This is a genomic window from Lutibacter profundi (assembly GCF_001543325.1).
GTDB lineage: Bacteria > Bacteroidota > Bacteroidia > Flavobacteriales > Flavobacteriaceae > Lutibacter > Lutibacter profundi.
Genome location: NZ_CP013355.1, coordinates 2456364 through 2476937 on the forward strand (window position 1 = coordinate 2456364; position 20574 = coordinate 2476937).

The 20574-nt window shown below is 31.1% G+C and carries 17 protein-coding genes; 9 read left to right on the top strand and 8 right to left on the bottom strand.

Annotation, left to right across the window (positions count from 1 at the left end; genetic code table 11):
* The first annotated feature begins 3 nt into the window (after positions 1-3).
* Positions 4-981: a polyprenyl synthetase family protein gene (locus Lupro_RS10805; RefSeq protein ID WP_068210028.1), complete on the top strand. Its 978-nt coding sequence runs from the start codon at positions 4-6 to the stop codon at positions 979-981.
* Here the strand turns inward: Lupro_RS10805 and Lupro_RS10810 are convergent.
* On the bottom strand, positions 978-2498 hold the full coding sequence (locus tag Lupro_RS10810) for a GH3 auxin-responsive promoter family protein (RefSeq protein ID WP_068210033.1): 1521 nt from the start codon (positions 2496-2498) through the stop codon (positions 978-980). The two genes, Lupro_RS10805 and Lupro_RS10810, sit on opposite strands and share 4 nt — an antisense overlap.
* A gap of 47 nt (positions 2499-2545) precedes the next feature.
* Between Lupro_RS10810 and Lupro_RS10815 the strand changes: the two genes are divergently transcribed.
* Together Lupro_RS10815 and fabD are read left to right on the top strand one after the other, a co-directional pair.
* The gene (locus Lupro_RS10815) at positions 2546-3343 is read left to right on the top strand and encodes a DUF2797 domain-containing protein (protein ID WP_068210036.1); all 798 of its coding nucleotides are present in this window, start codon (positions 2546-2548) and stop codon (positions 3341-3343) included.
* Positions 3344-3386: 43 nt separating this feature from the next.
* Positions 3387-4268: an ACP S-malonyltransferase gene (gene fabD / locus Lupro_RS10820; RefSeq protein WP_068210039.1), complete on the top strand. Its 882-nt coding sequence runs from the start codon at positions 3387-3389 to the stop codon at positions 4266-4268.
* An 82-nt stretch (positions 4269-4350) separates the two neighbouring features.
* On the opposite strand, the gene galE is transcribed toward fabD, so the two are convergent.
* The 7 genes from galE to Lupro_RS10855 all read right to left on the bottom strand — a co-directional run bounded on the left by galE (position 4351) and on the right by Lupro_RS10855 (position 11422).
* On the bottom strand, positions 4351-5361 hold the full coding sequence (gene galE, locus Lupro_RS10825) for a UDP-glucose 4-epimerase GalE (RefSeq protein ID WP_068210043.1): 1011 nt from the start codon (positions 5359-5361) through the stop codon (positions 4351-4353).
* Positions 5361-6491, bottom strand: a complete 1131-nt coding sequence (locus Lupro_RS10830; protein WP_068210047.1) for a DegT/DnrJ/EryC1/StrS family aminotransferase — start codon at positions 6489-6491, stop codon at positions 5361-5363. The genes galE and Lupro_RS10830 overlap by 1 nt, the downstream gene beginning before the upstream one ends.
* An 86-nt stretch (positions 6492-6577) precedes the next feature.
* Entirely contained in the window at positions 6578-7465 is an 888-nt protein-coding gene (gene cysM, locus Lupro_RS10835) for a cysteine synthase CysM (RefSeq protein ID WP_068210050.1), read from the bottom strand.
* Positions 7462-8256: a serine O-acetyltransferase gene (locus Lupro_RS10840; RefSeq protein ID WP_068210053.1), complete on the bottom strand. Its 795-nt coding sequence runs from the start codon at positions 8254-8256 to the stop codon at positions 7462-7464. The genes cysM and Lupro_RS10840 overlap by 4 nt, the downstream gene beginning before the upstream one ends.
* A 32-nt stretch (positions 8257-8288) precedes the next feature.
* Positions 8289-9023: a nitroreductase family protein gene (locus Lupro_RS10845; RefSeq protein ID WP_068210056.1), complete on the bottom strand. Its 735-nt coding sequence runs from the start codon at positions 9021-9023 to the stop codon at positions 8289-8291.
* A 52-nt stretch (positions 9024-9075) separates the two neighbouring features.
* Positions 9076-10191 carry a 3-isopropylmalate dehydrogenase gene (gene leuB / locus Lupro_RS10850; RefSeq protein WP_068210058.1) on the bottom strand — a complete coding sequence of 372 codons (1116 nt, stop codon included), beginning with the start codon at positions 10189-10191 and terminating at the stop codon, positions 9076-9078.
* Positions 10192-10246: 55 nt separating this feature from the next.
* Positions 10247-11422 carry a 2-isopropylmalate synthase gene (locus Lupro_RS10855; protein ID WP_068210061.1) on the bottom strand — a complete coding sequence of 392 codons (1176 nt, stop codon included), beginning with the start codon at positions 11420-11422 and terminating at the stop codon, positions 10247-10249.
* A gap of 150 nt (positions 11423-11572) precedes the next feature.
* On the opposite strand from Lupro_RS10855, the gene Lupro_RS10860 reads away from it, so the two are divergent.
* From Lupro_RS10860 to ilvA, 6 genes are all read left to right on the top strand, one after another.
* On the top strand, positions 11573-13117 hold the full coding sequence (locus tag Lupro_RS10860; protein ID WP_068210063.1) for a hypothetical protein: 1545 nt from the start codon (positions 11573-11575) through the stop codon (positions 13115-13117).
* A 526-nt stretch (positions 13118-13643) separates the two neighbouring features.
* Complete coding sequence (gene ilvD / locus Lupro_RS10865; RefSeq protein WP_068210066.1) at positions 13644-15326, top strand: dihydroxy-acid dehydratase; 1683 nt, start codon at positions 13644-13646, stop codon at positions 15324-15326.
* Between the two features lie 4 nt (positions 15327-15330).
* Complete coding sequence (gene ilvB / locus Lupro_RS10870; RefSeq protein ID WP_082703902.1) at positions 15331-17064, top strand: biosynthetic-type acetolactate synthase large subunit; 1734 nt, start codon at positions 15331-15333, stop codon at positions 17062-17064.
* 2 nt (positions 17065-17066) lie between these two features.
* Complete coding sequence (gene ilvN, locus Lupro_RS10875) at positions 17067-17588, top strand: acetolactate synthase small subunit (protein WP_068210069.1); 522 nt, start codon at positions 17067-17069, stop codon at positions 17586-17588.
* Positions 17589-17608: 20 nt separating this feature from the next.
* Entirely contained in the window at positions 17609-19081 is a 1473-nt protein-coding gene (gene ilvC / locus Lupro_RS10880; RefSeq protein WP_068210072.1) for a ketol-acid reductoisomerase, read from the top strand.
* 114 nt (positions 19082-19195) lie between these two features.
* Positions 19196-20458, top strand: coding sequence for a threonine ammonia-lyase IlvA (gene ilvA / locus Lupro_RS10885; protein ID WP_068210076.1), 1263 nt, complete (start codon positions 19196-19198; stop codon positions 20456-20458).
* Positions 20459-20574: the final 116 nt, after the last annotated feature.

A 20574-nucleotide genomic window follows, 5' to 3' on the forward strand; every position in this document is an offset into this window, starting at 1 on the left:
TTAATGAAGCTAGTAGAACAAATAAAACAGCCAATACTTCAAGAAATGGAACTCTTTGAGAGCAAGTTCAGAGAAGCCATGGCTACAAGAGTCCCGTTACTCAATAGAATTACCCATTATATTGTTAGGCGTAAAGGAAAACAAATGAGACCTATGTTTGTTTTTTTAGTAGCTAAAATGGTTTCTAATGGCAATTTTAGTGAGAGAACTTATCGCGGAGCATCATTAATTGAGTTAATCCATACCGGATCGTTGGTTCATGATGATGTGGTTGATGAAAGTAATAAGAGAAGAGGTTTTTTCTCTATCAATGCCTTGTGGAAAAACAAAATAGCTGTTTTGGTTGGAGATTATTTGTTTTCTAAAAGTTTATTGCTCTCCATTGATAATGATGATTTTGATTTGTTAAAATTAATATCAGTTTCATTGAAAGATATGACTGAAGGAGAATTATTACAAATTGAAAAAGCTAGAAAATTAAATATAACTGAAGATGTGTATTTTGAAATTATTCGCCAAAAAACGGCAACGCTAATTGCTGCATGTTGTGGTATTGGAGCAGCTTCTGTTGGAAGTGATAAGGAAGAAATTGAAAAAATGCGTTTATTTGGAGAATTAATAGGAATTGCATTTCAAATAAAAGATGATTTATTTGATTATACTGACGCAAAAATTGGTAAGCCAACAGGGATTGATATTAAGGAACAGAAAATGACACTTCCGTTAATTTACGTATTAAATAATTGTTCTGAAAAAGAAAAAAAATGGTTGATAAACTCAGTTAAAAATCATAATAAAGATAAAAAAAGGGTCCAAGAAGTTATTGCTTTTGTGAAAGAAAATGGAGGTATTGAGTATACAATAACTAAAATGCAAGAGTACCAATCTAAAGCTTTAGAAATACTGGAAAAATATCCGAAATCTATTTACAAAAATTCTTTGTTAATGATGGTTAATTACGTAATTGAACGAAAAATTTAGGTTTCATCCATTAATGTCAATAATTCTTCTAAATATTTTCTTGAATTAGATAGTCTAGGTACTTTATGCTGCCCACCTAATTTGCCTTGTTGTTTTAGCCAATTATAAAAAAGCCCTTGTTTAGCAATATGAATCTTAGGCATAGAGAGTGTTAAATTATTAGTACGCTTGGCTTCATAATCTGAATTGATTGCTTTTAAAGCATTGTCTAACATTTCAGTGAAAAAATTAATATTATTAGGATGTTTTCTAAATTCAATCATCCATTCATGTCCTCCACTTTTTTCATTATTCATAAATATAGGAGCAGCAGTATATTCAGAAATTTCAGCACCCGTTTTTAAACAGGCTTGATTTAGAGCAGTTTCTGCATTGTCAATAATTAATTCCTCACCAAAAACATTGATAAAGTGTTTGGTTCTTCCTGTAATTCGAATACGGTAAGGATTTAATGAAGTGAATTTTATGGTATCACCAATTAAATAACGCCATAATCCACCATTTGTAGTAATAACTAGCGCATAATTTGTATTTAATTTCACTTTAGAAAGAGGAATTGCATCAGAGTTTTCGCCATCAAACTTATTCATTGGAATAAACTCGTAAAAAATACCATAATCAAGCATTAATAATAAATCCAATGAATTATTTAAATCTTGAATGGCAAAGAAACCTTCTGAAGCATTGTAAATTTCATAATATTTAAAATCTTTTTTTGGAATCAATTTTTGAAACTGTTTTCTATAAGGATTAAAGTTAACTCCTCCGTGGAAATATACTTCGAGATTTGGCCAAACTTCAATAATATTATTTTTACCTGTTTTTTCTAAAACTTTGTTTAAAAGTACCAACATCCATGAAGGCACACCAACCAAGCTGGTTAGATCTTCATGAATAGTTTCTTCAATAATGGCCTCTATTTTACTTTCCCATTCACTCATTAATGCTGTTTCTTGCTTTGGAGAGCTGCTATAATCTGCCCAAAAAGGTAAATTTTCAATAATAATAGCCGATAAATCACCAAAATAAGAATTGTTATCTTCATAAATAGCGCTACTTCCTCCTAAGCGTAAGCCTTTTCCAATAAAAAGTTGAGAATCTGGATTGTTATTAAAATAGAGGCAAAGCATATCTTTTCCAGCTTTAAAATGGCAATCCTCTAAAGCTTCATCACTAACAGGAATAAATTTACTTTTTGCATTGGTTGTTCCACTAGATTTTGCGAACCATTTAATAGGAGTTGGCCAAAATACATTTTGCTCTCCCTTTCGGGTACGTTCAATTAACGGTTCAATAGATTCATACTGTTGAATAGGGACTTTTTCTTTAAACGCTTCATAAGTTTCAATGTTTGAAAAATTGTATTGTTTACCTATTTCAGTATATTCTGCTGTTTGAAGTAATTTAAAAAGAAGTTCATTTTGAACATCAATAGGATATTTTAAAAATAACGCTACCTGATGCTTTCTTTTTTTTAAGAACCATGAAATTATTGAATTAACTATTTGATATGGCATTTTTTTATTGAGTATCTTTATCGTGTTAAATTTACTAAAAACTTTCTATGCAATACCAAGCTGTGTTAAAAAAAATGATGACCGAGTTAAATGATGTGGTACATTATTATTTAGATACTGAAAATGATTTTTTAAACTTAAATCAATTACTAAACAAAGAAATTGAAATTAGTTTTGAAGGTTACCAATGTTTAAGTTGTGGAAAAGAAAAAAAAATATTTAGACAAGGGCTTTGTTATGACTGTTTTTATAAAAGTGCAGCTGTTGGTGATTGGGTAATGAAACCTGAATTAAGTACTGCGCATTTAGGAATTGAGGATCGTGATTTAGCTTACGAAAAGGAAGCTCAATTAAAGCCGCATATTGTTTATTTGGCTTTGTCAAGCAACGTAAAAGTTGGTGTAACTCGTAAAACTCAAATACCAACTCGTTGGATTGACCAAGGGGCTACAAAAGCCATAGAAATTGTTGAGGTTCCAAACAGGTATTTAGCAGGGATAACAGAAGTAGCTTTAAAAGAACATGTTGCCGATAAAACGAATTGGCAAAAAATGTTAAAAAATGAAATATTAGACATTGATTTAATTGAAGAAAGAGAAAAATTGAAGGCGTTTATACCTAAAGAAGCTCAGCCCTATTTTTTAGCAAATAATGGGAAAATTACAGAGATTAACTATCCAGTTCTTCAATACCCTACAAAGGTTAAATCGTTAAACCTCGAAAAAACACCTAGTTACTTTGGGAAATTAATAGGAGTAAAGGGGCAATATTTATTGTTTGAAGATAATACCGTTTTTAATATTAGAAATAGTGAAGGTTATAAAGTGATAATAGAAGTGAAATAATTCTTACTTTTGCACCCTTTAAGTAAATTAAAATATAAAATAGATGAAAGCGTATATTTTTCCGGGTCAAGGAGCTCAATTTTCAGGAATGGGAGTTGATTTATATGAAAAATTTTCTGAAGCACAAGAACTTTTTGAAAAAGCTAATAAAATTTTAGGGTTTTCAATTACAGATATTATGTTCGAGGGAACATCAGAAGAATTAAAGCAAACAAAAGTTACTCAGCCGGCTATTTTTTTGCATTCTACCATATTGGCAAAAATATTAGGTGATAATTTTAAACCAGAAATGGTTGCAGGTCATTCTTTAGGTGAATTTTCAGCATTGGTAGCAAATGGTGTTTTAACATTTGAAGACGGATTGAAATTAGTTTCCCAAAGAGCATTGGCAATGCAAAAAGCTTGTGAGATACAAGAGTCTACAATGGCAGCGGTTTTAGGGTTAGATGATACCGTGGTAGAAGAAACTTGTGCAAGTATTGATGGAATAGTTGTGGCCGCAAATTATAATTGTCCTGGCCAATTAGTTATCTCTGGAGAAATTTCAGCAATAGATAAAGCATGCGAACTTTTAATGGAAAAAGGAGCTAGACGTGCTTTAAAATTACCAGTTGGAGGTGCTTTTCATTCGCCACTAATGGAGCCTGCAAGGGAAGAATTAGCAGAAGCTATTAAAAACACAACATTTAGTGAGCCAATATGCCCTGTGTATCAAAATGTAGTGGCAAAAGCCGTTACTAATCCCGAGGATATTAAACAGAATTTAATGAAACAACTAACATCACCAGTTCGTTGGACACAGTCTATTCAACAAATGATTGCAGATGGAGGAACAGAATTTATTGAAGTTGGACCAGGGAAAGTTTTACAGGGTTTAATGCGAAAAATAGATAGAAGTGTAACAGCAAGTGGTGCTTCTGTTTAGACAACTTATAATTAACAAAAGTCATTTTAAGATCTCTTTAAAATGACTTTTGTTGTTCTTAATAAATTTTTAAAGGTACTATTTACTTTAATGTTTCTTGCCATTTCCAAGCAGAGAGTAAAGCTTCATCAAGTGTTAGTTTGGCTTTCCAACCTAGTTTGGTATTCGCAATAGTTGTATCTGCATAAGCAGCAGTAATGTCACCTTCTCTACGATCAACCAATTCGTAGTTTAACTTTTTGCCAGTAACTTTTTCAAAAGATTGAATAACCTCTAGTACTGAATTTCCTTTACCGGTTCCAATATTAAAAACTTCAAAAGAAGATTTATTTTTGTTTTCAAGTAACCTTTTTAGTGCAATAATATGAGCTTTTGCCAAATCTATAACGTGAATGTAATCACGAATAGCTGTTCCATCAGGCGTATCATAATCGCTCCCAAAAACAGCTAATTTTTCGCGAATTCCCGCGGCTGTTTGAGTTATAAAAGGAATTAAATTTTGAGGAACACCAATTGGCAATTCTCCAATTTTTGCAGATTCATGGGCTCCAATTGGATTAAAATAACGTAAAGCAATCGCTTTTATAGCTGAAATTTTTGTAGTGTCTTTTATAATTTCTTCTCCAATTTGTTTAGTATTCCCGTAAGGAGATTCTGCAGGTTTAATAGGTGCATTTTCAGTAATTGGAAGTTCATTTGCTTGACCGTAGACAGTACAAGATGAGCTAAAAATAAAATTAATTACATTATTAGCTTTCATTTCTTGTAATAAATAAATTAAAGAACCAATATTGTTTTCGTAATATTCTAATGGGTTTTCAACACTTTCTCCAACAGCTTTTGATGCTGCAAAATGAATAACCCCATCTACCTCATTCTCTTTAAAAAATTGTTGAACAGCTTTTTTGTTTTTTAAGTCAATATTAAAATACCTTGGTTTTTTAGTTGTTATGGAAGTAATTTTATCAAGTACATCTATAGTTGAATTTGATAAGTTATCAATTATTACTACATTAAAGCCTTCATTTTGAAGTTCAACAACAGTATGTGAACCAATAAAACCTAAACCTCCTGTTACTAAAATTTCCTTCATTATTTATTTATGAAATTTAACACGGTTGATGTAATAAAATTTAACTGTTCACTATCTAATTCCGTATGCATTGGTAAAGATAAAACGGTGTTTATTAATTCATTTGTAACTTTAAAATCCTCTTCTTTGTAACGTACATCCATATATGCTTTTTGGCTGTGCAAAGGAACAGGGTAATAAATTGCGTTTGGTATTCCGTTGTCTAACAAATGTTGATGCAGTGCATTTCTATCTACATTTTTTACTTGAATTGTATATTGATGAAAAACGTGTGTAGTAAAATTACTAATTACAGGTGTTGTAATATTTTTAGTTGTAGAGAATGCTTTTGTATAATACTCAGCAGCCTTGCTTCGAGCATCACAATAGCTATTTAAAAGAGGTAATTTAATACGTAAAATTGCTGCTTGAATACTATCCAAACGAGAATTTACTCCAACAACATCATGGTAGTATCGCTTGTACATTCCGTGATTTACAATTCCTCGAAGTGTGTGTGCTAAATCATCATTATTTGTAAAAATAGCACCTCCATCACCATAGCACCCTAAGTTTTTTGAAGGGAAAAAAGAAGTAGTCCCAACATTTCCAATGGTACCAGCTTTCTTTTTAGAACCGTTTTTAAAGGTGTAATCTGCTCCAATAGCTTGTGCAGTATCTTCAATTACAAATAAGTTATGTGTTTTGGCAACTTCTAAAACAGCTTCCATATTGGCACATTGACCAAATAAGTGAACAGGAACTATAGCTTTAGTTTTAGGAGTAATTGCTTTTTTTAGTGATTCAATATCAATATTAAATGTATCCTTTTCAACATCAACTAAAACAGGGGTTAAACCTAATAAGGCTATAACTTCAACGGTTGCTGCAAATGTAAAATCTGCCGTAATAACTTCATCTCCAGGTTTTAATCCTAAACCCATCATTGCTATTTGTAGCGCATCTGTACCATTTGCACACGGAATTACGTGTTTTACATTTAAATAATTTTCTAATTCTTTTTGAAAACTATGAACTTCAGGTCCGTTTATATATGCTGCAGATTTTACAACTTCTAATATTTTTGAATCTATTTTTTTTTGAACTTTATCATATTGACCAAGTAGGTCAACCATTTGTATTTTTCTCATGCGAAGTAATTAAATAATCTAGGGTGCAAAAATACAATAAAAGCGATTGCTATACAATCTTAAATATAGTTAACTATAGCACTATTTTACCCAAATAAACTAGAAGACAAATAACGATCACCTCTATCGGGTATAATAGTTACTATAGTGCCTTTGGTTAATGTTTTTGCTAATTTTAATGAGGCCACAACAGCACCACCTCCACTCATTCCTGAAAAAACACCTTCTTCTTTTGCTAATGTTTTAGTCATTATTTTTGCTTCTTCCTCGCTAACTTCTATAATTGCATCTACTTTTTTAGGATTAAATATTTTTGGAAGAAATTCTTTAGACCATTTTCTAATACCAGGAATTTTAGAATTATCTGTTGGTTGTGCACCTATAATTTGAATAGTTTCATTTTTTTCTTTTAAGTAAGTTGAAACTCCCATAATAGTACCTGTTGTACCCATTGCAGAAATAAAATGTGTTATTTCGCCTAAAGTATCGTTCCAAATTTCAGGGCCGGTAGTTTTATAATGAGCTTTCCAATTGTCATCATTTGCAAATTGATCAAGCATGTAATATCCTTTTTCAAGTACTTGTTTTTCAGCATATTCTCTAGCGCCTTCAATTCCAATTTTAGCATTCGTTAATGTAACTTTTGCGCCATAAGCTAGCATTGTTTGTATGCGTTCTTTTGTTGAGTTTTTAGGCATAACAAGTTCTATGTTTATATCAAATTGTTGGGCAATCATTGCCAAAGCAATACCTGTATTTCCACTTGTTGCCTCAATTAAATAATCGCCTTTTTTTATTTCTTTTCGTTCAAAAGCAGCAGAAATCATATTAAATGCTGCTCTATCTTTCACACTTCCAGCAGGGTTATTTCCTTCTAGTTTAAGAAATAGTGAAACGTTTTCATTATTTAATAAATGTTGAACTTTTATTAATGGGGTGTTTCCTATAAAATCAAAAATATACTTATTTTTCATGGTTTAATTTTAGATTTCAGCTTAGTTTCAGTTGTATGATATACTAACGAGTTTTTTGGAACAGATTTTGTTAACCAAACATTACCTCCAATTGTAGTATTTTCACCTATGGTTGTTTCACCTCCCAAAATAGTTGCATTTGCATAAATGGTAACATTATCTTCTACCGTAGGATGCCGTTTTGTATTTTTCATGTTTTTTGCAACTTGCAAGGCTCCTAATGTAACACCTTGGTATATTTTCACATGATTTTTGATAATACAGGTTTCTCCAATTACGGTGCCTGTAGCGTGGTCAATAAAAAAGGACTTTCCAATTGTTGCTCCAGGATGAATATCTGTTCCTGTTTTTCCATGGGCATATTCACTCATTAACCTAGGAATAAGAGGAGTGTTTAATAATAACAATTCATGACTAAATCTGTAAATAGCTATTGCATAAAATCCCGGGTATGCAAGGTAAACTTCTTCTATTGTTTTTGCAGCGGGATCATTATTAACCAATTCTTGAGCGTCTAAATGTAAATTTTCTAAAATTACAGGTAATTTAATTAAAAAATTATTCCAAATAGTTTTGCATGAACAATCATTATTTTGGCATGCAAGTTTGTAAATTTCTTTAAAATCATTTTCTAATTTCTCAATATTGCTTGTAGAGCAAGCATCAGCATCAAATAGTGTATAAAACAGGTTGTTTGTAAATTTTTCAGTTTTATATTTTAGACTAAAATTTAAGTGTGGTCTATTTTTGTTTGCTATAATTTTATTAATTATTTCTTCTTTTGTTGTCATAATTTATTTTTGACGGATTATTTTGAAACGAATTACCAACGTTTATAAATACTTTCAAAAGGAATTCTAAAGCGCTCCCCGTAAACTCCTTCAGGTTTGCGAATACCACATGATATAACCATATTAACTTCGCTTTTAGAAGGTAAATTCAATATCTTTTTTATACGAAGTGTGTCAGTTCCTTCCATAGGGCACGTATCATAATTTTCAGCAGCCATACTCAACATAAAAGTTTGAGCAGCTAAACCTGCACTTTTATGTGCAACAATTCTCATATCAGATTTTCTTAATTGTCTATAAGTAGGTTTAAAAAGACCTGTTAACCATGAAATAAGATATTTAAAACAGCCAAATAGCCCAAAAAAATCACGATATACAAAAGGCATGATTCTTCTATAATAGTTTATTGCAAATTTTTCACGACCACTATATTCTTCATTAGATTTTTTTCCAAATAATTTTTCTAAATATGTAAGATTTTCTTTAGCTCTTTCTTTCCATAAGTCTTTACGAACTACAACCACCACCATTTCTGTTGCTGTTGTTGCGGCACTTTGACCTAAACAAGCTACAGCTAATTTATCCAAAACATCTTTTGAAGTAATATGATGAAATTCCCATAATTGCATATTACTACTGTTAGGAGCCAATGTTGCTTGCTGAATACATTTTTTTACAATTTCTGAATCAATTTCTTTAGTTGCATCAAACACTCTAACTGAACGGCGATAGTTAATAGCATCTATAAGGCTAGTGTTATTTTTCATAGCTGTAAAACTAAACAAAAACTTTTGACTTTTGATTAAGGACTGTTAACTATTAAATTATAGTTGATTGTCCTAAATCTATATTATTTTTATTGTAGAATGTGTTTTCTTCATCTAAAATGAAGTCTCTTAAAAAATTCCCTACACTAGTTGTAGAGAAATGATTCGTAGTATTTAAATCAGGTGTTGAAATGTTTAAATCTATAGATTTTTCAACAGCATTTTTAATATCTTCAGCTTCATCAAATAAATCAAAATATTCTAAAAGCATGGCAGCCGATAATATGGCCGCTAGTGGATTGGCAATGTTTTTCTCTTTGGCTTGTGAGTATGAACCATGAACAGGTTCAAATAAAGCTGTATGCTCACCAATAGACGCAGAAGCGAGTAACCCAATTGACCCTGAGATTACACTTGCTTCATCAGAAAGAATATCTCCAAACATATTTTCAGTTAAAATAACATCGAATTGTTTTGGATTTAAAATAAGTTGCATTGCGGCATTATCAACAAATAAAAACTCTAATTTTACGGTAGGATATTCTTTTGCCATTTTTATAATTCTTTTCCTCCAAAGGCGAGAGGTCTCTAATACATTGGCTTTATCAACTAGGGTTAGCTTTTTTCTTCTTACAGATGCTGCTTTAAATGCTAAATGTGCAATTCTATCAATTTCATTAGCGGTATAGTTACAATTATCTGAGGCTGAATTTCCATCAGCACTCAATTTTTTTTCACCAAAATAGATACCACCAGTAAGTTCTCTATAAATAACAAAATCAGTTCCTTTAATTACGTCTTTTTTTAAATTTGATTTGTGAATTAATGAATTATAAGTTGTTATAGGTCTAATGTTTGCAAAGAGACCTAATTTTTTTCGAAGTTTTAATAAGCCTTGTTCTGGGCGAATTTTAGCACTTGGATTGTTGTCGTATTTTGGGTCTCCAATGGCTCCAAATAATATGGCATCAGCATCAGAGCAAGTTTCTAACGTCTTATTTGGTAGTGGATTGCCTGTTTCTTCAATTGCAATAGCACCAACTAAAGCTGTTTTATACTCAAAAATATGGTTGTATTTTTTAGCAATTGCATCTAATATTTTTGTAGCCTGTTGAATTACTTCAGGTCCAATTCCGTCACCAGGTAATAAAGCAATTTTTAATTTCATGTGTTTAAGTTATAACTTCAAAAATAACATAAAAACTTATAATGTGATTTCTAACTTAGAAATTAACAGCTGTTTTGTGAACATGGTTTAATTCCATTAAATGCTGAAGATCCTTATCATTTACTTCCTTACGGTGATCAGCATAGTTCAAAAATTGAGGGTATAAATCATCCAGTTCTATTTTTGTTAAGTTATAACCAACATTTTTTGCTCGGTAAGCTAAGGCAGCTCTGCCGCTTCTTGCCGTTAGTACAATAGAAGATTCATTTACACCAACTTCAGCAGGGTTAATTATTTCATAAGTTTCTCTATTTTTAATAACTCCATCTTGATGGATTCCAGAACTATGAGCAAAAGCATTTTCTCCAATAATAGCTTTATTTGCTTGAACTCTCATACCCATACTTTCTTGCACAAGTTGACTTGTACTGTACAATAACTTGCTATTTATGCCTGTTTCCAAATTTAAATAAGGATGTTGTTTTAAAATCATAACAACTTCTTCTAAGGCAGTATTTCCTGCACGTTCACCAATTCCATTTATGGTACATTCAATTTGACGAGCTCCGTTTTGAACACCAGCTATTGCATTGGCAGTAGCTAAACCCAAATCGTTATGGCAGTGGCAAGAAAGAATAACATTGTCAATCCCTTTTACATTTTCTTTGAGGTATTTTATTTTGGCGCCATATTCATCAGGTAAACAATAGCCAGTTGTGTCAGGTATATTTAACACAGTAGCACCAGCCTTAATTACTTGTTCCAAAACTCTTGCTAAAAATTCATTAGCTGTTCTACCTGCATCTTCAGCGTAAAATTCAACATCTTCAACAAATGATTTGGCGTAAGAAACAGCTTGTACAGCACGTTCTATTATTTTTTCTTGTGTTGAGTTGAATTTATAAATGATATGAGAATCAGATGTTCCTATTCCGGTATGAATTCTTGGTCGTTTTGCATATTTTAATGCGGCAGCTGCAACTTCAATATCTTTTTTGTTGGCTCTTGTTAGTCCACAAACAGTTGCATTTTTTACTAATTTTGAAATTTTTTCCACAGAAGTAAAATCACCTGGACTTGAGACAGGAAACCCAGCTTCAATTACATCAACACCTAATATGTCTAAGCGTTCTGCAATCACTAATTTTTGTTCTGTATTTAACTTGCAACCAGGGACTTGTTCTCCATCTCTTAAGGTTGTATCAAAAATTTGGACTTTATTATTACTCATTATTAGTTTTTTTTTATCACATTTGAATTATCAAAAATAACGTTATACCTTTTCTATAAATTTTAATAAAAGCGGTGTTTACAATATTCAAATGATTGTTATTTTTTGTAAAGTGTTAAAAATCAATAAAATAAAAATAAATTTGTTACAATGGCTATTGAACAAAAAGATGTGCTTTTTACGTTAATAAAGTCACTTTCAAAATCTGAAAAGAGACAATTTAAGTTATATGTTGGTAGATTGGGTGGAAATACCGAAGCTAATTTTATTACGTTATTTAATTTGTTAGATAAAGTAAGTGAATTTAATGATGATTTAATTTTAAAGAAAACAAATATAAAAAAGCAACAAATATCGAACACGAAAGCACATTTATACAAACAAATTTTGGTGAGTTTGCGTTTAAACCCTGTGCATCAAAACGTGAGGTCTCAAATTAGAGAGCAATTTGATTTTGCTGCAATTTTATACAGCAAGGGTTTGTATAAACAAAGTTTAAAAATTTTAGAGAAAGCCAAAGAGATATCCTTAAATAATGAAGAGAATAATTTAGCCTTTGAAATAGTAGAGTTTGAGAAGGTTATTGAATCTCAGTACATTACAAGAAGTTTAAGTAACAGGGCTGAAGAGCTTTCTGCACAAGCAAAGGAGTTGAGTTTAAAAAATGCAAGAGCTAGTAAGCTCTCAAACTTATCACTTCAGCTATATAGTTTAATGTTAAAAGAAGGATATGTAAAAGACGATATTGATGCTCAAAAAGTTAAAATTTATTTTGAAAAAAGACTACCTAAATATAAATTGTCAGAATTAGGGTTTAAAGAGAAATTATTTTTATACAAGGCTTATTTATGGCATAGTTTAATTATGCAAGATTTTGTTTTGAGTTATAAATATTCTCAAAAATGGGTTAATTTGTTTGAAGAAAATCCAAATATGAAAAAACAAAATTCTGTTTTCTATCTTAAAGGAGTTAATTATTTATTAGAGTCACTTTATTTGATTAAGCATAAAACAAAATTTAATAAAGTACTTGAAAATTTAAATGCTGATATAGAAAATAAAAATATTGCTATAAATGAAAACACCAATACTTTAACATTTTTATATTATTATCAAAACAAATTAAATCTTTATTTTTTAGAAGGGCGGTTTCATAAAGGACTTCATTTTGTATCTAAACTATTAAATGAAATTAAAAATTATGAGACCAAGATAGATGCACATCATATTATGGTTTTTTACTATAAAATTGCTTGTATGTATTTTGGTGCTGGTAAAAATGAAGAGTGCATTTTTTATTTAGAAAAAATAATAAATAACAAAAATTTAAAAATGCGTGAAGATTTATTGTGTTTTTCACGAGTACTGAATTTAGTTGCACATTATGATGCCGGTTTAGATTACAATATTGATAAGTTAATAATATCAACCTATAAGTTTTTACTAAAGATGAATGATTTGCATGAAGTACAGCGTAAAATGATTTCATTTTTAAAAAACCTGAGTACAATTTACCCTCAAGACTTACATAAAGCGTTTATAAAATTGCATAAAGAATTGAGTAAATTTGAAAATCATCCTTATGAAAAAAGATCTTTTTTATATTTAGATATTTTATCGTGGTTAGAAAGTAAAATACAAAATGTACCTGTTGAAGTGATAATTAAACAAAAAGCACAAAAAATGATAAAATAAAAAAGAATAAAATATTTTTTTATTAAATAAATAATAGCATATTTGTTTCATCAATATGAAAACGTTAATTATTAATATTATTACTATCAATGTCTTTGTGATTATTTCACTAGTAGACTAGGAATGTTATTGTAATTTATAAAAATTAAAAACCTTCCTTGAAATTTTCAGGAAGGTTTTTTTTATGAGGTGATTATGCAAACAACAAATTTAAATAGTATTATTTTAATTCAAGTCATTGGTATAAATCTGGTGATTTGATGCAAGTTGATATTAAAAAATTAAGACCTGTATCATTAAATGATACAGGTTTTTTTATGGGATAATCATTGTAAAAAAACAAGATATAACTATCAGGAAAACAGAACTATAAGTAAAATAAAACGACAATGGATATTGTAAAATATAAAAACATAAAAAACATAAAACGAATCCCTAATTTAAATTTGCTTTTTATTGAAAAAAACAAATAAAAAGTAGATTGTTTTAAAAATAATTTAAAATAATTTAAAAAGAACTAAAATAAATGCAATTAAACAAGTATAGTAAAAGAGTAACGCAAGACCCTACACAGCCAGCAGCACAAGCAATGTTGTATGGTGTGGGGCTTTCAGAACAAGATATGAAAAAGCCTCAAGTGGGTATAGTAAGTACGGGTTTTGACGGGAACCCTTGTAATATGCACTTAAATAATTTAGCCTCTCAAATTAAAGAAGAGGTTAATAAAGAGAATCAAATAGGGCTAATATTTAATACCATTGGAGTAAGTGATGGTATTTCAATGGGAACTTCAGGAATGAATTACTCTTTGCCTTCTCGTGATATTATTGCCGATTCTATTGAAATAGTTATGAATGCTCAAAGTTATGATGGATTGGTAGCTGTTGTAGGATGTGATAAAAATATGCCAGGAGCAATTATAGCAATGTTACGTTTAAATAGACCTTCGTTAATGGTGTATGGAGGTACTATTGCTTCAGGGCGTTATAAAGGTCGAAAATTAAATATTGTTTCTGCATTTGAAGCATTAGGTCAAAAATTAGCAGGAAATATTTCAGAAGAAGAATATAAAGAAATTATTAAAAATGCCATTCCGGGAGCAGGAGCCTGTGGAGGAATGTATACGGCAAATACTATGGCATCATCTATTGAGGCTATGGGATTTGCATTACCATATAATTCATCTATTCCTGCTGAAAACCCTCATAAAGAAGGTGAAAGCTCAAGAATAGCTTCAGCAATTAAAAACTTATTAGAACAAGATTTAAAACCGTTAGATATTATCACTAAAAAATCGTTAGAAAATGCGGTGGCTTTGGTTAATGCCTTAGGAGGTTCAACCAATGCAGTATTACATTATTTAGCTATTGCACATGCTGCCGAAATTGATTTTACATTGGAAGATTTTCAGTGTGTAAGTGATAGAACTCCCTTAATAGCCGACTTAAAACCAAGTGGTGAATATTTAATGGAAGATGTTCATGGAGTTGGTGGTACGCCGGCAGTGATGAAATATTTACTAGAAAAAGGTTATTTACATGGAGACTGTATGACGGTTACTGGTAAGACATTAGCTGAAAATTTAGCACATGTTAAACCGTTAAGTTTTGAAGAAGATCAACAGGTAATTCACCCAACTGAAAAAGCTTTAAAAGCATCTGGAAATCTTCAAATTCTTTATGGAAACTTGGCCACAGAAGGTGCAGTAGCAAAAATAAGTGGAAAAGAAGGAAATTTATTTGAAGGAAAAGCAGTGGTTTTTAATAGTGAAGAAGAAGCCAATAAAGGTATTGGAGAAGGAAAAGTATCAAAAGGAGATGTAATTGTAATTAGATATGTGGGGCCAAAAGGAGGTCCAGGAATGCCAGAAATGTTAAAACCAACATCTATGATTATGGGTGCAGGTTTGGGAAAAACAGTTGCTTTAATTACAGATGGTCGTTTTTCTGGTGGAACTCATGGTTTTGTAGTTGGACATATTACTCCAGAAGCACAGTCTGGAGGCACTATAGCCCTCGTAAAAGATGGAGACATTATTGTAATTGATGCTTCAGCTAAAACAATTGACGTGAAATTAACAGATGCAGAATTGGCAAAAAGAAAAGCAGAATGGAAAGCACCTGCTTTAAAACATAAAAAAGGAATATTATATAAATATGCTAAAACCGTTTCTTCAGCTTCAGAAGGTTGTGTAACGGATAAATTTTAAATATATGGAGACATTAAAAAAAGATATTCAAGAAGGGATAGCTGAAAAGATGATAAAAATAACAGGAGCAGAGGCAGTCATAAAATGTTTATTAGAAGAAGGTGTTAATTTAGCCTATGGTTATCCAGGTGGTGCAATTATGCCAGTATATGATGAAATATATAAATATCAAGATCAATTTCACCACGTATTAACACGTCATGAACAAGGAGCTATTCATGCCGCACAGGGGTTTGCACGCGTAACAGGAAAAGTAGGGATGGTTTTTGCAACTTCAGGCCCAGGCGCTACTAATTTGGTAACGGGTATTGCTGATGCTCAAATAGATTCTACTCCATTGGTTTGTATTACAGGTCAGGTTGGGTCACATTTATTAGGTTCAGATGCTTTTCAAGAAACAGATATTATTGGAATTTCAACACCGGTAACAAAATGGAATTATCAAATAACAAAGGCGAGTGAAATACCAGAAGTAATTGCAAAAGCATTTTACATTGCTAAATCTGGTCGTCCAGGACCCGTTTTAATTGATATTACGAAAGATGCTCAATTTGGAGAGTTAGATTTTTCCTATAAAAAATGTAAAAAAGTTAGAAGTTATAGGGCTATTCCAAAATTAAATATAGCACAAGTTAAAGAAGCTGCAGCGCTAATTAATAGCGCTAAAAAACCCTTCATAGTTTGGGGACAAGGTGTTATTATTGGTGGAGCAGAACAAGAGTTTAAAAATTTTATTGAAAAAACAGATATTCCATCAGCATCAACAGTTTTAGGACTTTCAGCTTTAGAGACGAAGCACCCTTTAAATGTTGGTATGGTTGGTATGCACGGTAATTATGCGCCAAATGTACTAACTAATTCTTGTGATGTTTTAATTGCCATTGGAATGCGTTTTGATGATCGGGTTACTGGAAATTTAGCAACCTATGCAAAACAAGCTAAAGTGATTCATTTTGATATTGACCCTGCAGAAATAGACAAAAACGTAAAAACGGATATTGCTGTTATAGCCGATGTTAAAGAATCGTTAGCCGAAATTATGCAGTATGTTAATAAAACCGAGCATAAAGAATGGATGCAAGAATTTAATAAATTATATAATATTGAACATGAAGCTGTAATTAATAATCAGTTAAACCCTACTAAAAAGGGATTAACAATGGGTGAAGTTATTGGTGGAATTAATAAAGAAACTAAAGGAGATGCTGTTATGGTTTCAGACGTTGGTCAGCATCAAATGTTTGCGTGTCGTTATGCGGATTTTATAAAAACAAGAAGTAATGTAACATCAGGTGGTTTAGGAACTATGGGATTTGCGTTGCCAGCATCAATAGGTGCAAAAATGGGTGTTCCAAATCGTGAAGTTGTGGCAATTATTGGTGATGGAGGTTATCAAATGACCTGCAATGAATTAGGTACAATTCTTCAAACAAAAGTACCTGTTAAAATTGTAGTATTAAATAATAGTTATTTAGGAATGGTTCGTCAATGGCAAGAATTATTTTTTGACAAGCGTTATGCTTCTACCGAAATGGTAAGTCCAGATTTTGTAAAGCTTGCAGAAGCTTATGATATTGAAGCTGTTAGAGTTTCGAAACGTGAAGATTTAGCAGACGCAATTAAAACAATGATTGCTTCAAAAGAAACATATTTTTTAGAAGTTGTGATAGAACAAGAAGATAATGTGTTTCCAATGATACCAACAGGAGCAAGTGTTTCAGATATAAGATTAAGTTAATTATGGAAGAAAATAAAAATTTTACAGTTTCGGTATATACCGAAAATAATATAGGAATATTAAATCGTATTTCAGCAATATTTTTAAAACGCCATATCAATATTGAAAGTATGACCGTTTCAAAATCTGAGATTGAACACGTACATAGATTTACTTTTGTGGTTGAAGTACCAGAAACTTTAATAAGAAAAGTTGTTGGTCAGTTAGAAAAACAAATTGAAGTTATAAGAGCTTTTTATCATACTGAAGATGAAATTATATACCACGAAACAGCGTTGTTTAAAATTGCATCAACACATTTATACGATGAAAAAATTCAAGATAAATTAAAATTTAGAAGAGCACATATAATTGCAATAACTGAGCGTTATTTTGTAATTGAAGCTTCTGGTTTAAAAGAAGATATAAATAGAATGTATGAAAAACTAAAACCATTTGGTTTATTACAGTTTGTTCGTTCGGGGCGTATAGCAATTACGCGACCTAAAATGGCGATTACAGAACTATTAGAAGAAATTAATTAGTAAGAATAAAAAATATAGAAATGACAAATTATTTTAATACACTTTCATTAAGAGAAAAATTAGATCAACTAGGAAAATGTAGATTTATGGATTCTTCTGAATTTAAGGAAGGTGTTAAAGCTTTAAAAGATAAAAAAATAGTAATTGTTGGTTGTGGAGCTCAAGGCTTAAACCAAGGGCTAAATATGAGAGATTCGGGTTTAGATGTTTCTTATACATTAAGACCAGCTGCAATTTCTGAAAAAAGACAATCTTTTTTAAATGCTTCTGAAAATAAATTTAAAGTTGGAACCTATGAAGAAATGATTCCTTCGGCAGATTTATTAATCAACTTAACACCTGATAAACAGCATACCTCAGTAGTTTCTGCAGTAATGCCCTTAATGAAAAAAGGAGCAACGTTATCGTATTCTCATGGGTTTAATATTGTGGAAGAAGGAATGCAAATACGGAAAGATATCACCGTAATTATGGTTGCACCAAAGTCACCAGGTTCAGAGGTTAGAGAAGAATTTAAAAGAGGGTTTGGTGTACCAACATTAATAGCTGTACATCCTGAAAATGATCCAGAAGGTAAAGGTTGGGATTATGCCAAAGCTTATGCTGTTGCTACGGGAGGACATACTGCAGGAGTTTTAGAATCTTCATTTGTTGCTGAAGTAAAATCAGATTTAATGGGAGAGCAAACAATTCTTTGCGGACTGTTACAAACGGGTTCTATTTTATGTTTTGATAAAATGATAGATGAAGGTGTAGAGGCTGGTTATGCTTCAAAATTAGTTCAATACGGATGGGAAACAGTAACAGAAGCTTTAAAACATGGTGGAATTACCAATATGATGGATAGATTATCCAATCCTGCGAAAGTAGCTGCATTTAAAGTTTCAGAAGAATTAAAAGAAATTATGCGTCCACTTTTTCAAAAACATATGGATGATATTATGTCAGGTCATTTTTCAAAAACAATGATGGAAGATTGGGCAAATGATGATGTGAATTTGTTAACTTGGAGAGCTGCAACTGGTGAAACTGCTTTTGAAAAAACACCAGCAAGTGCGGTTGAAATTTCAGAACAAGAATATTTTGATAAAGGGACATTAATGGTTGCTATGGTTAAAGCAGGTGTAGAACTAGCTTTTGAATCAATGACTGAATCTGGAATTATTGAAGAATCAGCCTATTATGAATCTTTGCATGAAACGCCATTAATAGCAAATACTATTGCACGTAAAAAATTATTTGAAATGAATAGAGTGATTTCTGATACAGCAGAGTATGGATGTTACTTATTTGACCATGCGTGTAAACCTTTAATAGCTGATTATGTAAGTAATTTACCTAGCAATTTAGTAGGAAGACCTTTTAATAACTGTGATAATGGAGTAGATAATAAAGAATTAATTGAAGTAAATACAGCAATAAGAAATCACCCCGTTGAAGATATTGGAGAATATCTTCGTGATTCTATGACAGCAATGACAAAAATTGTTTAATTAAAAATGAGCTGACATTTCTGTTTGTTACTGAATGGATTAGAAGTAAGGCAAGAACCTCATGATTTTTAAAACTACATTCAAAAACTAGTTAATATAGATTGACAATATTTGATGAAAATTACGACTAAAAACAGCATTTCTTTAGAGAAAATATATAAAGCTCAGCAAAACATCAAAGGAGTTGTAGAACAAACTCCTTTGGTTTTTATGAAAAATTTCTCTGAACGATACCAAGCAAAAATTTACTTCAAAAGAGAAGATTTACAAGTAGTTAGATCGTATAAAATAAGAGGTGCTTATAATAAAATTCAGAGTTTAACAAAAGAAGATTTAAAGAATGGAATTGTATGTGCAAGTGCAGGAAATCATGCACAAGGAGTTGCTTATGCTTGTCAGAAATTAAAAGTTTACGGTACTATTTTTATGCCTGTAACAACACCACATCAAAAAATTGATCAGGTTAAAATGTTTGGTGGTACATTTATAGAAATTCAACTTTTTGGTGATAGTTTCGACGATAGTCAAAAAGCTGCTATTGAGTTTTGTACTACGAATAAAAAAGCTTTTGTACACCCATTTGATGATTTAGAAGTAATAGCAGGACAGGGAACAGTTGGGCTAGAAATTTTGAATGAAAGCTCTAGTTCTATTGATTATTTATTTCTCCCTGTTGGCGGAGGTGGTTTAGCATCTGGTATGTCAACTGTATTTAATGTATTAAGTCCAAAAACTAAAATAGTTGGTGTAGAACCAAAAGGAGCGCCATCATTAACTACGTCATTAAAAAACAAAAAAAATACAACACTTTTAGAAATTGATAATTTTGTTGATGGAGCTGCCGTAAAGCGAATGGGAGAATTAACTTTTGAATTTTGTAAAGAGTTGTTGGATGATACCAATACCATTTGCGAAGGGCTTATTTGTTCAACCATTTTAAAAGTATATAACGAAAATGCGATGGTAGTTGAGCCAGCAGGAGCATTATCTATAGCAGCTCTTGAAGACTACAAAGAGGAGATAAAAGGGAAAACAGTAGTTTGTGTGGTAAGTGGAGGTAATAACGATATTACCCGAATGGAGGAAATAAAAGAGCGCGCCTTATTTTATGAGGGTTTAAAACATTATTTTATCATAAAATTCCCTCAACGTGCAGGCGCTTTAAAGGAATTTGTGGTAGATGTATTGGGACCAAATGATGATATTGCTTATTTTGAATATACCAAAAAGCACAATAGAGATAAAGGGCCAGCAGTTGTTGGAATTGAATTAGATTCAAAAGATGATTTTGAACCTTTAGTAGAAAGAATGAAGCAAAAAGGATTTTTAGGTGAATATTTAAATGAAAAGCCTGAATTATTTCAATTTATGATTTGACAAAATAATAATTAGGTAAGTAATATGTGTTAATATTTAATACTATTTACCAGAAGATTGTTAAATATAATATAAAAGTATTGTTGTATTAATATTTTTACGTAACATTGCACCAA

What these genes read in the sequence shown, in the direction of transcription:
- Lupro_RS10805 (WP_068210028.1), top strand. Translation starts at nt 4, where the DNA reads ATGAAGCTAGTAGAACAAATAAAACAGCCAATACTTCAAGAAATGGAA.
- Lupro_RS10810 (WP_068210033.1), bottom strand. Translation starts at nt 2,498, where the DNA reads ATGCCATATCAAATAGTTAATTCAATAATTTCATGGTTCTTAAAAAAA.
- Lupro_RS10815 (WP_068210036.1), top strand. Translation starts at nt 2,546, where the DNA reads ATGCAATACCAAGCTGTGTTAAAAAAAATGATGACCGAGTTAAATGAT.
- fabD (WP_068210039.1), top strand. Translation starts at nt 3,387, where the DNA reads ATGAAAGCGTATATTTTTCCGGGTCAAGGAGCTCAATTTTCAGGAATG.
- galE (WP_068210043.1), bottom strand. Translation starts at nt 5,361, where the DNA reads ATGAAGGAAATTTTAGTAACAGGAGGTTTAGGTTTTATTGGTTCACAT.
- Lupro_RS10830 (WP_068210047.1), bottom strand. Translation starts at nt 6,491, where the DNA reads ATGAGAAAAATACAAATGGTTGACCTACTTGGTCAATATGATAAAGTT.
- cysM (WP_068210050.1), bottom strand. Translation starts at nt 7,465, where the DNA reads ATGAAAAATAAGTATATTTTTGATTTTATAGGAAACACCCCATTAATA.
- Lupro_RS10840 (WP_068210053.1), bottom strand. Translation starts at nt 8,256, where the DNA reads ATGACAACAAAAGAAGAAATAATTAATAAAATTATAGCAAACAAAAAT.
- Lupro_RS10845 (WP_068210056.1), bottom strand. Translation starts at nt 9,023, where the DNA reads ATGAAAAATAACACTAGCCTTATAGATGCTATTAACTATCGCCGTTCA.
- leuB (WP_068210058.1), bottom strand. Translation starts at nt 10,191, where the DNA reads ATGAAATTAAAAATTGCTTTATTACCTGGTGACGGAATTGGACCTGAA.
- Lupro_RS10855 (WP_068210061.1), bottom strand. Translation starts at nt 11,422, where the DNA reads ATGAGTAATAATAAAGTCCAAATTTTTGATACAACCTTAAGAGATGGA.
- Lupro_RS10860 (WP_068210063.1), top strand. Translation starts at nt 11,573, where the DNA reads ATGGCTATTGAACAAAAAGATGTGCTTTTTACGTTAATAAAGTCACTT.
- ilvD (WP_068210066.1), top strand. Translation starts at nt 13,644, where the DNA reads ATGCAATTAAACAAGTATAGTAAAAGAGTAACGCAAGACCCTACACAG.
- ilvB (WP_082703902.1), top strand. Translation starts at nt 15,331, where the DNA reads ATGGAGACATTAAAAAAAGATATTCAAGAAGGGATAGCTGAAAAGATG.
- ilvN (WP_068210069.1), top strand. Translation starts at nt 17,067, where the DNA reads ATGGAAGAAAATAAAAATTTTACAGTTTCGGTATATACCGAAAATAAT.
- ilvC (WP_068210072.1), top strand. Translation starts at nt 17,609, where the DNA reads ATGACAAATTATTTTAATACACTTTCATTAAGAGAAAAATTAGATCAA.
- ilvA (WP_068210076.1), top strand. Translation starts at nt 19,196, where the DNA reads ATGAAAATTACGACTAAAAACAGCATTTCTTTAGAGAAAATATATAAA.